This window comes from Gammaproteobacteria bacterium (assembly GCA_024235095.1).
GTDB lineage: Bacteria > Pseudomonadota > Gammaproteobacteria > Competibacterales > Competibacteraceae > UBA2383.
Map to the genome: position 1 here is coordinate 2,554,723 of JACKNC010000001.1, position 15,141 is coordinate 2,569,863.

Annotated in this window: 11 protein-coding genes; 9 read left to right on the top strand and 2 right to left on the bottom strand. The window is 58.0% G+C overall.

Annotated features, from left to right (window positions below):
- Positions 1-144: 144 nt before the first annotated feature.
- A complete protein-coding gene (locus H6973_11305) occupies positions 145-2,832 on the top strand; it encodes an EAL domain-containing protein (GenBank protein ID MCP5126182.1) in 2,688 nt (895 codons plus the stop codon).
- Here the strand turns inward: H6973_11305 and ggt are convergent.
- A complete protein-coding gene (ggt, locus tag H6973_11310) occupies positions 2,829-4,577 on the bottom strand; it encodes a gamma-glutamyltransferase (GenBank protein ID MCP5126183.1) in 1,749 nt (582 codons plus the stop codon). The two genes, H6973_11305 and ggt, sit on opposite strands and share 4 nt — an antisense overlap.
- Positions 4,578-4,750: 173 nt before the next feature.
- Between ggt and H6973_11315 the strand changes: the two genes are divergently transcribed.
- On the top strand, positions 4,751-6,883 hold the full coding sequence (locus H6973_11315; GenBank protein MCP5126184.1) for a PAS domain-containing protein: 2,133 nt from the start codon (positions 4,751-4,753) through the stop codon (positions 6,881-6,883).
- A gap of 18 nt (positions 6,884-6,901) precedes the next feature.
- Here H6973_11315 and H6973_11320 read toward each other — a convergent pair whose 3' ends face one another.
- Entirely contained in the window at positions 6,902-7,789 is an 888-nt protein-coding gene (locus H6973_11320; protein ID MCP5126185.1) for an IS982 family transposase, read from the bottom strand.
- Between the two features lie 303 nt (positions 7,790-8,092).
- Here H6973_11320 and ndk point away from each other — a divergent pair, with 303 nt between their 5' ends.
- The 7 genes from ndk to bamB all read left to right on the top strand — a co-directional run bounded on the left by ndk (position 8,093) and on the right by bamB (position 15,140).
- A complete protein-coding gene (gene ndk, locus H6973_11325) occupies positions 8,093-8,524 on the top strand; it encodes a nucleoside-diphosphate kinase (protein ID MCP5126186.1) in 432 nt (143 codons plus the stop codon).
- Positions 8,525-8,579: 55 nt separating this feature from the next.
- Positions 8,580-9,659, top strand: a complete 1,080-nt coding sequence (gene rlmN, locus H6973_11330) for a 23S rRNA (adenine(2503)-C(2))-methyltransferase RlmN (GenBank protein MCP5126187.1) — start codon at positions 8,580-8,582, stop codon at positions 9,657-9,659.
- 12 nt (positions 9,660-9,671) lie between these two features.
- On the top strand, positions 9,672-10,433 hold the full coding sequence (pilW, locus tag H6973_11335; GenBank protein MCP5126188.1) for a type IV pilus biogenesis/stability protein PilW: 762 nt from the start codon (positions 9,672-9,674) through the stop codon (positions 10,431-10,433).
- 3 nt (positions 10,434-10,436) lie between these two features.
- Positions 10,437-11,522 (top strand): helix-turn-helix domain-containing protein, encoded by a 1,086-nt coding sequence (locus H6973_11340; GenBank protein MCP5126189.1) that lies wholly within the window; start codon positions 10,437-10,439, stop codon positions 11,520-11,522.
- Between the two features lie 91 nt (positions 11,523-11,613).
- Entirely contained in the window at positions 11,614-12,900 is a 1,287-nt protein-coding gene (gene hisS / locus H6973_11345; protein MCP5126190.1) for a histidine--tRNA ligase, read from the top strand.
- 27 nt (positions 12,901-12,927) lie between these two features.
- Positions 12,928-13,980, top strand: a complete 1,053-nt coding sequence (locus tag H6973_11350; GenBank protein ID MCP5126191.1) for a tetratricopeptide repeat protein — start codon at positions 12,928-12,930, stop codon at positions 13,978-13,980.
- Positions 13,977-15,140, top strand: coding sequence for an outer membrane protein assembly factor BamB (gene bamB / locus H6973_11355; GenBank protein ID MCP5126192.1), 1,164 nt, complete (start codon positions 13,977-13,979; stop codon positions 15,138-15,140). Before H6973_11350 ends, bamB begins: the two co-directional genes overlap by 4 nt.
- Position 15,141: the final 1 nt, after the last annotated feature.

The window sequence follows — 15,141 nt, forward strand, 5'->3', positions numbered from 1 at the left end:
TATCTTCATGAGTAACTATACGTTCATGATGCAGCAGGATGATTTGGGCTATCTCTTTTGAAGCCTTCAAAATATTCTTTCCTGTAGCAACCAATATGCTCAGTTGACGATCACAATGATAGATACTGATAATAAAGTAAAATCATGCGCCTGCTATGGATACAGGCCGGGGCCTGTGGCGGAGATGCCCTGTCCTTTGCATTGCTTTCCCTGACCCAGCGCATGAATCAGATCATCGAAACCATGCAAGCAGAATGCAATCGTCTTGACCAGGAGGTCAAGCGTGAACAGGAACTGTCGCGGTTCGTGCAACAGATCCTAGCGAGCATGCAGGGTGTATTGATCGTGACCGATCCAGACGGTGTGGTTATTCAGGTCAACCCCGCCGCTTATCGGGAACTCGGTTTCGAGTCAGAAACCTTGCTGGGCGTTCGCATAGATACCTTGTTGCCGCCAGAGGCGCTCGCCATTTACGAACGGAGCCTGCCCGCGCAACGAACCCGATCTGCCTCAGTTTGGGTGGAAACCATTGCTCGTCGAGGAAGTTATCTGGCGGAGCACAGCTTGCGGAAACAAAATGGCGAATTAGCCGGCTTCTTTCAAGTGGGTGCTGAATTTCTTTATAACCCTCAAGGAAAATTCGAGGGCGTGGTCATCACCGCCAGCAACTTTACCGAGCGCAAATGGACGGAACAGGGGTTGGCGGAAAGCGAAACCCGCTTGCAGCATATGTTGGACGGCAGTCCAGTCGCATTGTTCGTCATTGATCTGGAGCACCGCATCACGCATTGGAATCGGGCCTGCGCCGCGTTAACCGGCATCTCTGCCGATCAAATGGTCGGCACCAGCCATCAATGGCGAGCATTTTATGATGCGCCGCGACCGGTGCTGGCCGATTTGGCGCTGGACAATGCGGAGCAGGAGGAACTGAATCGCTATTACCCAACGGGCATTCGCGAGCAGGAGTTGTCCGAGCGTGTCCTGGAGGGAGAGACTTATCTACCGAAGCTGGGCAAATGGCTCTACTTCACCGCTGCGCCGATCCGCGACAGCCAGGGTTGCGTCGTTGCCGCTATGGAAAGCATGCAAGATATCACGGAACGCAAGCAGAATGAACAGGCCTTACAACTTGCAGCCAGCGTTTTCGAACATGCGCATGAAGGCATTGTCATTACCGACGCCGCAGGGACCATCATCGAAGTCAACAGGACCTTTGAAGAGATCACCGGTTACTCCCGAGGAGAAGTCATTGGTCAAAATCCGCGGCTCCTCAAATCCGGACGCCATGATGAACTTTTTTACAGCGAGATGTGGGAAATCATCGCTGAGCGTGGCTATTGGCACGGCGAACTCTGGAATCGGCGTAAAACGGGCGAGGTCTATCCGCAAAGCGCGTCAATTTCCTCCGTTTATAACGCAGACGGTGCAGTGATCTATTATGTAGGGCTATTCGCCGATATTTCGATTCTGAAGGAAAGTCAGCAACGTCTGGAGCGTATGGCCTATTACGACCCACTGACCGGGCTGCCCAATCGGGCGCTGCTGGCGGATCGCCTGCGCTTGGCGCTGGCTAAGGCGCAACGGGATCATCATACGCTGGCCATCTGTTATCTGGATTTGGATGGATTCAAACTGATTAACGACCGCTGGGGTCATGCCGCCGGCGATGAGCTACTTGTCCAGGTCGCGCAACGTTTCCAGCAGAGCATACGCGGCGGCGACACCGTCGCGCGTTTGGGCGGCGACGAATTTGTATTATTATTCAACTATCTTGATAGTCTTGAGGAAGGTGAGCGCGTCATCGAACGATTTTTGCGAGTACTGGCAGCTCCCTTTGCCTTGAGCGCAGCGGCGGCGACGGTTTCGGCGAGCATCGGGGTCACGTTCTTTCCCAACGACGGCGCCGACCCGGATACCCTGATCCGCCATGCCGATCAGGCCATGTACCGGGCCAAGCAAGGGGGACGTAATCGCTATCACCTGTTCGATGCGGAGCGGGATCGGCGGGCGCGGATTCATCGAGAATTGCTAGGGCGTATTCGCCGAGGCTGGATGGATGGCGAATTCTGTCTTTATTACCAGCCCAAAGTGGATATGCGTCGGGGACGAGTCATCGGCGTCGAAGCGCTGGCGCGCTGGCATCACCCTGAACAGGGCGCTCTGCCGCCCGCAGCGTTCATCGGAGCAGTGGGGAATTCCGATTTCTCGCCGGATTTTAATAACTGGGTGCTGGAGACCGCGATCCGGCAGATGGCGGCCTGGCATGGCGCCGGACTGGTCCTACCGGTCAGCGTAAATCTGTCAGCGCGCCACTTGCAACAACTGGATTTCGCCACCCAGATTCAATCACTGCTGGCTCATTATCCCTATATCCGCCCCAATTGGCTGGAGATTGAAGTACTGGAAACAACGGCGCTGGATGAAACCCAGCGGGTCTTCCATATCATCTCGGCGTGCCGGGAACTGGGCGTCCGGTTCGCTATCGACGATTTTGGCACCGGCTATTCCTCATTGACTTACCTGAAGCATCTGCCCGCACAGATTTTAAAAATCGACCAGAGCTTTATCCGCGATATGCTGTTTGATCCAAGCGATCTGGCGATTGTGCGCGGCATCATCGGCTTATCCAACGCATTCAAGCTGGATGTCATCGCTGAAGGCGTGGAGAGCGTGGAACATGGAGTGCAATTACTCGATCTTGGCTGTGATCATGCCCAGGGTTATGCGATTGCCCAGCCGATGCCTACTGAAGAAGTACTGGATTGGGTGCGCGGATGGCGCAAACCTGCAGCGTGGAATGAGGTCGCTAAGCGGGTTCTGCAAGATCATTAATAGCCTGCCGCTAACCCACCCGGTCGCCGCGTATCGGAAAACCCATACCAGCCGTCCGGTCCACGGACGATGCTTTGCGTGCTGCCCATCGCATCTTTCACCACGACGCGATGCCCCATCTCTTCCAGCAGGCGCACGGTGTCTGGACTCAGTCCTTCCTCGACCCGCAACTCATCGGGCAACCACTGATGATGGACACGCGGCGCGATGGTCGCTTCGGCAATGTTCATTTGGTGATCGATCATGTTCAGCACGATTTGCAGCACGGTGGTGATAATGCGGCTGCCGCCGGGACTCCCGGTGATCAACACTGGTTGCCCGTTCTTGAAGACCAGGGTGGGGGTCATGGAGCTGAGGGGACGCTTGCCGGGACCGACTGCATTGGCGTCGCCGCCAATCAGTCCGTAGGCATTGGGAACGCCAGGCTTGGCGGCGAAATCGTCCATCTCGTTATTGAGCAGGATGCCGGTTCCCGCTGCGACAATTCCAGAGCCATAACCGAAATTCAGGGTATAAGTTACGGTTACGGCGTTGCCCTGGCGATCCACGACGGAATAATGGGTGGTTTGCTCGCTTTCGTAACGCTGCGGCTGACCGGGCTTAATCTCGGTCGACGGTCGGGCTTTCTTCAGGTCAATTTGCTTGACTAGTTCCTGGGCATAAGCCTTTGCGGTTAAACCCGCGACGGGTGCTTTGACAAAATCCGGATCGCCCAGATACTCGCTACGGTCGGCGTAGGCCAATTTCATGGCCTCGGCCAAGCGATGAATCGTCGCGGCGCTATTAGACCCCAGTTCCGCCAACGGCCAGGTTTCAAGCATATTCAGAATCTGGATCAGATGGACGCCGCCAGAACTGGGCGGCGGCATTGATACGATTTCATAATCCCGATAACGCCCGCGCACCGGTTCGCGCACCACCGCCCGGTAGTTTTTCAAATCGTCCAAGGTGATCAAACCGTCATGCGCCGCCATGTCGGTGACCAGTTTCCGGGCGATCTCGCCTTCATAGAACGCTTTGGGACCTTGCACGGCGATGCGCCGGAGTGATCGAGCCAAATCCTTTTGCGTAAGTCTTTCACCGGGTTGATAGGCAGCGCCATCCGCTTTGAAGAAGACTTTCAAGCTGGCTGGCCATCGTTCCATACGCGGACGGGCTTCCTGGAGCGACTGGGACAGTTCCGCGTTGATCGGGAAACCCTGTTCAGCCAAACGAATCGCGGGTTCAAGCAACCGCCGCCACGGCAGGCGGCCATGCCGTTCATGAGCCAGAGCCAGTCCGGCCACCGTGCCCGGCACGCCCGCCGCCTGGTGACTGAAACGAATCCGCTGCTCATCCACGGCGCCCTGTTCATTCAGATAATGATCCCGGCTTGCCGCCGCCGGGGCGGTTTCCCGAAAATCCAGCGCTTCGCTGTCCCGGCGCACCGCGTTGTAAACCACCATGAAGCCGCCGCCGCCTAGGTTGCCGGCCTGGGGCAAAGTCACCGCCAGCGCGAAACCGACCGCCACCGCCGCATCGACAGCGTTACCGCCCTGCTTGAGGATAGTCAATCCTACCTCGCTGGCCAGCGCTTCCTGGCTGACCACCAGACCATGGCGGGCAAAGACCGGGTGAATGCGATCGCGAGCGCTGTAAATTGCGGCGGGTTCGGCGAACGCCGGTTGAATAGGTTGTGGTAGTGGCAGGCAACACCAGCCTACCAGAAACAGGAAACTGAAGACATACGGGAAGAAGCGAAACATGGCGGATTCCAGGAGAACGAATAGTTATAATGGGGTTTGCAGGTGAGTCTTGTAATCTATAAAAATTCACTTTTATGTAATTTGGCGTCTGGCCGGAAATCCACGATTTGGAAAGCCAGTTCAGTTGTTTACTGATAAATTATACGGAACCAGCGCTGGGTTGAGAAAAGAAAATGAAATCGAGATTGGCTTTTGCCCTGGTGTTCGTCGCCATTGCCGTGACGGCCTTGGCGGCGGTATTGGCATCGCTTGGATTGGCGTTGTCGGAAATGGTCCGGCGCGGCGAACTGGCTCAGCCTGCTACCTTCGATCCTTGGGGCTATGTCATGCACTATGGCGCGGTCTCCGGGTTCTTTCTGATCGCCGTCATTGCCGCCGCCTGGCTCTTTTTCGATCAGAGCTTGGCTGCGCCGCTAGCCAGCCTGACGCGCAATTTACTAAACACCCTGCGCACTAATCCTGATCACGAAATCCAATATGCCGGACCCAACCAACTCGACCCATTATTCCAGGCGATTAATGAATTGACCCGCCGCCTGGCCGCTCATCATCGTGAGTTGCTGCAAGCCATGACCACCGCCACCGCCCGCGTCGAGGAGCAGAAAAACCGTCTGGAAGCTATTTTGCGGGACTTGCAGGAAGGGGTGGTCGTCTGCAATTTGAACAACCAGGTCTTGCTCTATAACCAGTTGGCTTTGAAAACCCTGCATGTCACCGGCGAACTGGGTCTGGGCCGGTCGCTGTTTACCGTGGTCAGCCGTGAACCCGTATCTAACGCCTTTCGTCGCTTGCGCCTGCGCGTAGCCGAAGGCCGGCACCACGATCATCCACTGGGCATCACGACACGTCTGGTGTGCGCGACCACTGATGGCCTACATACCCTGCATGCCCAAATGACCCTCATCTTGGGCGCGGAGGATCTGCCTACCGGTTATGTAGTAACCTTCAATGACATTACCGAAGAACTAGCGGCGCTGGGCAAACGCGACCGCCTGTTGCGCGAGGCGACCGAAGGTCTGCGGGCGCCCGTCGCCAATCTGCGGGCGGCGGCGGAAATGCAGGCCGCTAACCCTGACATGGATATCGCTGCGCACCGCACCTTTGATGAAGTGCTTTTCAAGGAGAGCGCCGCGCTTAGCGAGACGGTGAGCCGGTTGTGCCGGGAATACCGCGATGTGATCACCGGCTATTGGCCGATGACCGATGACCTGTCCGCTACACTGCTGGAAATGGTGGCGCAGCGTTTAAAGGAAACATCTGATATTGCAGTGACCGTGGTTCACTTACCGCAATGGCTGCACGGCGATAGTCACTCCATTATCTCGCTCAATGAATATCTGATCCGCCGCATCAGCGCCTATAGCGGCGTTAAAGCGTTCGATATCGGTGCTGAAGCTGGATCGCGCCAGGTTTATATTGACATCATTTGGCAGGGCGAACCCTTGCCGCCGGGGTTCCTGGACGACGGCCTGGACACCGTACTGCCGGGCGCTCCCGGTGGTTTGACCGTGCGTGATGTACTGGAACACCATCAGAGCGAGATGTGGAGCGATCACTGTGGCGAGGGATTAGCACGGGTGCGAGTGCCGATGCCGGCGGCGCGCGGCGCGCATACCGCCAGTGAATTACCGCCACGCCCGGAGTTCTATGATTTCAGTTTGTTGCAAGAACAACCCGCTCCAGGCGGCGATCTCGCGGAGCGGTCACTCAAGTCACTGAATTATGTGGTTTTTGATCTGGAAACTACGGGTCTCAAACCCTCCGAGGGCGATGAGATCGTTTCCATCGCTGGGGTGCGGATTGTCAATGGCCGCATTCTGACCGGCGAAACCTTTGACCGGCAGGTGAACCCCGGTCGCTCTATCCCTAAAGCATCGACCCGCTTTCACGGCATTACCGACGATATGGTGCAAGGCAAGCCACCGGTGCATTTGGTTCTGCCACAGTTCTATCAATTCGTCGGCGATGCGGTGCTGGTTGCCCATAACGCGGCGTTCGATCTGAAGTTTCTCAAACTGAAGGAAGCGGAAAGCGGAGTCATTTTCAACCACCCGATGCTTGACACCCTGCTTTTATCGGTATTTTTGGATGATCAAAGCATCGCGCACAATCTGGATGCCATTGCCGAACGATTCGGCGTACAAGTATCGGCTCGACATACGGCTTTAGGCGATGCTCTGGTGACTGCGGGCATCTTTGTCCACATGTTGGCGTTGCTGGAAGACCTGGATGTAACGACGCTCGGTCAGGCCATTGCGGCATCCTCGACCATTGTCAAGGTGCGGGCGCAACAAAAACAGTTTTAGAAACGCGATGTTCGACTTTCAGGCGATTAGGCTCTCAAGCTGCAGGTCGGGACGACCGACTTGCCGGTTGATGAAAATACCCAAGGTATGCGCCAAGATTTTTCGGGCGACCCGACGGGTCAAAGGCCAAACATCTCGCGCCCGGATTTTTTCAAAATGGAACTGCGCGACAAGTTGACCGATGACCGTTTCTACGAGACGGCGGGTGCTCGTCAATTGCCGGACGACCCAAGCAGGACGAGGATCGGTCATGTTGGCCCGCAAGGGGGTTTGCAGATCAATGCCGACTGTCACTAACTCTGCCTGAAGAAAGGCGCTAATGTAACCTTTGTCGCCAATCACGAGGCCCTGAACGCCGTCGGTCAAATCCCACAGTGCCTCGCGCTCATCACCGGAAGCCGGCGTCACCGTGCAAGCGGTGATCACGCCATGGGCCGTGACCATCAGATGACCGTGAAGTCCATAATAATAATGCTTTTTTGCTGCACAATAACCGAAGTCCGCCGCCGCGGGGAACAACCGACATTGAGGAGCGCGGGTCAACACACACACCGGCATCGGACAGCCATCCACCAGATGAATCGGATCAGCCGCGGTGCCTAAATCCATGAGTAGCTGCTGATGGAACCGCTGTTTGATGACCCACAGATTTGCCGCTTGTTGGGCAAACGTGGTCCGCGATCCGAGTTTCGGAAACCATGACAACCAATGTCGATTGAAGTACTTCCAGATGCCCACATCGGTATCCAAACCCAAAAACTCGCCGACCACTTCCATCGTAATCACTTCGCTATCCATCAGTTTGGGGGCAAAGCCGCGGGAGCGTAAGCGGTGATCCCCAAGCACGGAAGTCGTGTGTTCTTCTACCCAACAAAACACCGTGATAATAAAATCTTCGAGCGGCATGGTGATCTCTCCGTGAGGTTGAGGTGATTGGTTCCTCTCCGCTTAGCCTACATCGCTATGCCGCATCCGCCTGCCCTCATCTCCCCTCGAAAAAGTCGAACATCGCGTTTTTAGAAATGATTTTTATACTGTTTTCTTAATGTTTATTTTGATAGATACCATACGCTTGAAAAAAACCGTGGAATGATTTTTGGAAACCGCGTTGCCGGTCTCACTAAAATATCGTTAAACTTGATCGAGGTCCAACGCTCGTTGGAAATCGCCTCGCCAACCAACCCTATTCTCATACTGCTGGAGTCCTGCATGGCCGTGGAACGCACGTTGTCCATCATTAAGCCCGATGCCGTGGCTAAAAACATCATCGGCCAGATTTATCGCCGGTTTGAGGATCGGGGTCTGCGCATTGTCGCCGCCCGGATGCTCCATCTGGATCGCGAACAGGCCGGGCAATTTTACGCCATTCACCGCGAGCGCCGATTCTTCGGGCAATTGATCGACTACATGACCTCCGGTCCGGTCATGGTTCAGGTGCTGGAAGGCGAAAACGCCATTGCCCTGAACCGCGCAATCATGGGCGCTACCGATCCGCAGCAGGCCGCTCCCGGCACCATCCGCGCCGATTTTGCTCAGAGCATCACCGAAAACGCTGTGCATGGCTCGGATGCGCCGGAAACCGCCGCCGTCGAAATCGCTTTCTTCTTTGGTCAGAATGGCTTGTGCCCGCGCACTCTCTAAGCTCACCGTCCCTTACTGACCCGAGCGCATCGTCGTGACCCCAACCGCCCAACGGATCAATCTCCTCGATCTGGATCGCCGCGATCTAGAGGCGTTCTTCGTTGGACTCGGCGAGAAACCCTTTCGCGCGACCCAACTCATGAAATGGGTTTATCACGAGCGGGTCACCGACTTCGCCGCCATGACCAATCTGAGCAAGGCGTTGCGCGAGCGGCTGGCCGAGTGCGCCGAGATTCGTCTTCCGCGCGTCGCGCTAGACCAACCCTCGCGCGATGGCTCTCACAAATGGTTGATGCAACTGGATCGCGGCAACGGTATCGAAATGGTGTTCATTCCCGAACCGGATCGCGGCACGCTGTGCATCTCTTCGCAGATCGGCTGCCCCCTGGACTGCTCGTTCTGCGCCACTGCTCAACAGGGCTTTAACCGCAACCTCAGCACCGCCGAAATCATCGGCCAGGTTTGGCAGGCCAGCCGGTTGTTGGACGATCCGCGCAACGGCTGCCGCGTTATCACCAACATCGTGCTGATGGGCATGGGCGAACCGTTGCTGAATTTCGCCAACGTGGTCAAAGCGACCGATTTAATGCAGGATGATCTCGGCTTTGGCATTTCCAAACGCCGCGTCACCCTTAGCACGGCGGGCGTGGTTCCGGCACTGTATCGCTTGCGGGAAGTCTCCGAGATCAGCCTTGCCGTCTCCCTGCACGCGCCGAATGATGAGCTGCGCAATGAGCTGGTGCCGCTGAACCGCAAATACCCGATTGCCGAACTACTGGCGGCGTGCAAGAATTACATTGCTGACCAGCCGCATCGCCGCATCACTTGGGAATACGTGCTGCTGGATGGCGTCAACGACTCCGAGTCCTACGCTCGGGCGCTGGCGGCATTGATTCGCGATATCCCGTCCAAGGTCAATCTGATTCCGTTCAACCCCTTTCCGAGTGCGCGCTACCGTTGCTCCGGACCGGCGGCGATCGCCCGTTTCCAGGCGGTGTTGATGGCCCACGGCCTGACTACGGTAATCCGCAAGACTCGTGGCGATGACATCGCCGCCGCCTGCGGCCAGCTCGCCGGTCAGGTGCAGGCGCGTGGCCGCCGTCTGGAGCGTGCGGCGCAGCTTGCAACCGGCTAAGGGAGAACCGCCATGCAATCCATGAACCCTATTCCCCTCCTGTTTTCCCTGACGCTGTGGCTGGCGGCCTGCGCCAGCACCCAGGAGCAGGAGTTCAACCGCAATGTTGCCGAAGCCAACTTCAAACTGGGCGTCGGCTATATGCAATCCGGCCATTTCGAGGTGGCGACGGAAAAATTGCTCAAGGCGTTGCAATACGAAGACGACTACCCGGAAGCGCATAACGCCATCGCCGTGCTGTATGAGGAAATGCGTGAATACGGTCCCGCTGCCGAGCATTACCAGCGGGCGCTTGACCTCAAACCCGACTACACTCTAGCGCGCCTGAACTATGCGCGTTTCCTCTGCTTGCGAGAACCGGTGCGCACCGCCGAGGGCGAAAGCGAATTTCAAAGGATCATCGCCGATCCGAACAACGCCGGCGCCAATGCAGCGGAAGCCTACGCGGGTTTAGCCATATGCGCCCGCCAGCGCAACGACCCGGTTCAGGCCGAAGCCTGGCTGCGACAGGCCCTGGACCTCAATCCCAACAATACCAGCGCCCTGTTCGAACTGGCTCGACTCAGTCAAACGCAGAACAAAACACTGCAGGCGCGCGCCTTCCTGCAACGCTACCACAGCCAGAGCCGCCCCACGCCGCAAAGCCTGTGGCTCGGCATCACCATTGAATCCTCCCAGGATGGAGACCCGCTCTTGCGCCGGGACTATGGCGCACTCCTGAAGGCGCAGTATCCGAACTCCGATGAAGCCCGCCGCCTAAAACAGCCGGAATAGCTTATGTCTAATGAGATCGCCGTCGACTTTACTTCGTTACCCGAATCCGTCAGCGCCCATGCTGAATCGCTAGGCGCATGGTTTGCTCAGGTCCGCGCCGGCTTTGGTGCCGAACCGCGCGATGTGGCTCGCCACCTCATGCTGAATCCATCGATCATTCAGGCTATCGAGAATGACGATTTCGCCCGATTGGGGCCGCCCGTGTTCGTGCGCGGCTATCTGAGCCGCTACGCCCGACTGCTCAATATGCCGGACCATGAGGTTCTGGACCGCTATCGTGAGCAGATCGGCGTCGTCAGCCAGGCGCCGCCGCCGCTCCAGGTGGTGCATCCGTTGCGTCGCCAGACCCGGACGCGCGATCTGCGCGGCTTGTTCTACCTGGCGCTGCTGATCGGCGTTGGCTGGACCGCTATCCAGCATCTGCCTGACCTGGACCCGAGCCGGTTGGCGATCCTGTGGTCGGACGAGCGGCCCAGCGACGCCGACCCAGTGGCCAATAACCCGTTGAAGACGACGACGCAGGTTCAATATCCGTTTCAATTTAAATCGGTGGAAACGGCCTATTCGGAGAAGCTAGCCCCGTCGGACCCTGCGCCAACGGCGTCAACGAACAGTGGGCAACTTTCTGCGCCGCTGTCTGCCGAATCGATGACCGGAGAAGCCGCGCCGACCGCTGCATCGGTCGTTTTCACCGCTACGCAAACCCCGGCTTCCGCCGCATCAGCGCCCTCGCCATCCACGTCAGTTCTCTCTGTATCCGGGGTCCAAAGCGCGGTTGCCGCCCCTACCGCCTTTACCACGCAGGCAGAAAATTCCCCAGCAACCACAAATGCCGGTGGCGAGGCCAAGCTGCTACTGGAATTCAGCAATGACTGCTGGGTCGAGGTGAAGGACGCCCAGGGCAATGTGCTGACCAGCCAGCTGATGCGCGCCAATACGACGCATACTCTGTCGGGGCCAGCGCCTTTCAAGGTAACGTTGGGCAACGCGCCCGCCGCGCGCATTATCCTGGATGACCGACTGGTCGACACCACGGTCTACGTGCCCCGGCGCGGCACAGTAAGCCGGTTTACTCTGGATCGCGATTAAGAAACAACTCTCACCCTCAACTTTTCTCCCGCATGCGGGCAGCCCTAACCCCTCTCCCGCATACGGGCGAGGGGAGTAAATGAACACGCTCATGACCAAGCAGTTTCAAGCCATTCGTGGCATGAATGACATTTTGCCCGCTGAATCGGCGCACTGGCAATTACTCGAAACAACAACCCGTGAAGTGCTAACCGCCTATGGCTACCAGGAAATCCGCCTGCCGCTGGTTGAGAAAACCGAATTGTTCGCCCGTTCGATTGGCGAGGTCACCGACATTGTCGAAAAGGAGATGTACACCTTCAACGATCGCAATGGTGAAAGCCTGACCCTGCGTCCCGAGGGCACCGCCGGTTGTGTGCGCGCCTGCATTGAACACGGTTTATTGCACAATCAGATGCAGCGGCTGTGGTATGCCGGTCCGATGTTTCGCTATGAAAAGCCGCAGAAAGGCCGCTATCGCCAATTTCACCAGATCGGCGCCGAGGCTTACGGCATGGCCGGTCCCGACATCGACGCCGAATTGATTGCCCTGACCGCCCGGCTCTGGCGGCGCCTGGGTATCCGCGAAGTGACCCTGCAATTGAATTCTCTCGGCTCCAGCGCCGCCCGCGCGGCCTACCGGGAACAGTTGGTCGCCTACTTTACGGCGCGGCGGGGCGAGCTGGACGAAGACAGTCAACGCCGGTTGCAAACCAATCCCCTGCGCATTCTGGATAGCAAACATCCATCGATGCAAACGGTGATTGCGGAAGCGCCTTCGTTGCTGGATCATCTGGACGCCGAATCCCAGAGTCACTTCGAAGCCTTGCAGGGTTTGCTGGACGCTGCGGGCATCGCTTATGAAATTAACCCGCGCTTGGTGCGGGGGCTGGATTATTATAGTCAGACCGTTTTCGAGTGGGTCACTGCAACCCTGGGCGCGCAGGGAACGGTTTGCGCCGGTGGTCGCTACGATGGACTCATCGAACAACTGGGCGGCCAGGCCGTGCCGGGGATTGGTTTCGCCATGGGCCTGGAACGATTAGTGGCGATGTTGATGGCCGCCGGTCAAACGGGCGTTGGTCCAGCGCCACACGCCTATCTGATCGCGGTTGGCGACGCTGCCCAACGCGCAGCCCTGGCGCTGGCCGAAAGGCTGCGCGACGCATTGCCGGCATTGCGCTTGCGGATGAACTGCGGCGGCGGCGGCTTTAAGGCCCAGTTCCGCCGCGCCGATCACAGTGGCGCCCAGTTCGCCCTGATCCTCGGCGAAGATGAGGTCAACGCCGGCGCTTTAGCGATTAAGCCGCTGCGCGAATCCCGGAGCGAACAGCTCACCTTGCCCCAGGACCAGGCGGCTGACTGGTTGCGCACGGTGTTTGAGAATTTAAAGAATTAACCTGAATTATTTGGAGGATACAAACGAATGGAGCAATACACTGACGACGAACGCGTCGAGGATCTTAAAAAATGGTGGAGCGAGAATGGCCTCAGCCTCATGGTGGGCATCGTGCTGGGCATCGCCGCGATCTTTGGCTGGCGATATTGGAACAGCTATCGCGATAACCAGGCGGAGCAGGCTTCGCTGACCTATGATGCTTTCGTTAAAGCGGTGGAAAAACCGGATGCCGAGCAAGCGCGCCAGCGCGGCCAGGGTTTACTGGCGGAGTTCCCGAATTCCGCCTACGCTGCCTTGACCACGCTGCGCCTGGCCAAGCTGGCGGTGGATGACGGCGATAACGCCACCGCCATCCAGCGCTTGCAATGGGTCATTGATCACGCCAAGCTCGCTGAACTGCAGGACATCGCGCGATTTCGCCTGGCGCGGGTATTGTTCGCCGTTGGCCAGTTGAAGGATGCCGAAAAGCAGTTAGACAATATCACAACCTCCAGTTTGACTGCGGAGTTGGAAGAATTGCGGGGTGATCTTTACCTGGCCGGCAAGGATGTCGAGAAGGCCCGCACCGCTTACGCCACCGCACTGGCGGCGGGCGGGACCAACCGTATCCTGCAAATCAAACTTAACAACCTGACGGCGCCCACCGCTGAAACGGTCATCGCTGCGCCCAAACCTCCGCCTCCGGTCACCGAGGCCCCGCCAGCGCCAGCCCCGGAAACTGTCCCGGTTGGCGAATCGGCCCCAGAGGAACCGGCAGTTACCAAGGAACAGGCTCCCGTCGAGCCAACCCCGGAACCGGTAGCCACTGAACCGACTTCCGTGGAAGCCACACCGGAACCGGTAGCCACTGAACCGACTTCCGTGGAAGCCGCACCGGAACCGGTAGCCACTGAATCGACCCCCATCGAACCGATCCCGGAACCGGTTCCCGTGGAAGCCACACTGGAACCGGCAGTTACCGAACCTGCTTCGATTGAACCGGCTCCCATTGAATCGACCCCGGAACCAGCTCCTGTAGAAGCCACTCCGGAACCGGCGCCGCCCGCTTCTCCGACTTCTCCTTCAGGTCCGTCATCATGATTCGCCTTGCGTTTCCTTTCCTGATCCTGATCCTGAGCGCCGGCTGTAGCACCATTAGCGGCTGGTTTGGCGATTCCGATAATTCCATCCCTCCGGCTGAGTTGCAAGCTATCGCTCAACCGATTGGCGTTCAGCAGCTTTGGGAAACCCGGATCGGTTCCGGCGCTGAAAAACAATTCATCCGCCTGACGCCGGCCCTGGCCGACGGGCACATCTACGCCGCCAGTCACGATGGAACCGTGGCGGCGCTGGATGCGCTCAGCGGACAACGCTTATGGGAAATCTCAACGAATCTGCCGATTTCCGGTGGCGTCGGTTTGAGCGACAATGGTCTGGTGCTGGTGGGTACGAGTGAAGGCGAAGTAGTCGCATTCCGTCAGGAAAATGGTCAGGAAGCCTGGCGCGCCCGGGCTTCAAGCGAAGTGCTGGCCCCGCCGCGCGCCGCCAGCGGCATCGTCGTGGTGCGCGCTGTCGATGGCAAATTTACCGGATTCGACGCCAATTCCGGCGAACTCCGCTGGGTCTATACGCACGCTATGCCTGCGCTAAGCCTGCGCGGCAGCGCCCCGCCTCTAGTCACGCGCGATCTGGTGATTGCTGGACTCGACAGTGGCAAATTGCTGGTGCTGGCGCTGGCCAAAGGTCTGCCGCTGACCGAAAAAACCGTGGCTACGCCGCACGGCCGCACCGAGATCGAACGGCTGATCGATATTGATTCCGAACCCAAAGCGTTCGCCGATACGCTTTATCTCGTCGCTTATCACGGCAATGTGGCCGCTATTGATATGCGCAGCGGCGCCCTGGTCTGGAACCGTGAGATTTCCAGTTACGCCGGGCTGGATGTGGATGCCCGGCAAGTCTATGTCAGTGATGATGCCGATGCGGTGCTGGCGCTGGATCGGATGACCGGCGGCACGTTCTGGAAACAAGCCGACTTGACCGGTCGCCGGTTGTCGGCCCCGGTAGCCACCACTGACGCAGTGGTGGTAGGCGACTTTGAAGGTTATTTGCACTGGCTGCGCAAGGAAGATGGCCGGATTGTTGGCCGGATTCGCGCGGCCAGCAAGGCGATTGTCGCCCCACCGGTCGCCGTAGGCGATGTGGTTTTCGTCCAGGGTCAGGGCGGCGCGCTCGGCGCTTTCCGCGCTGGCGGTTCGTGAA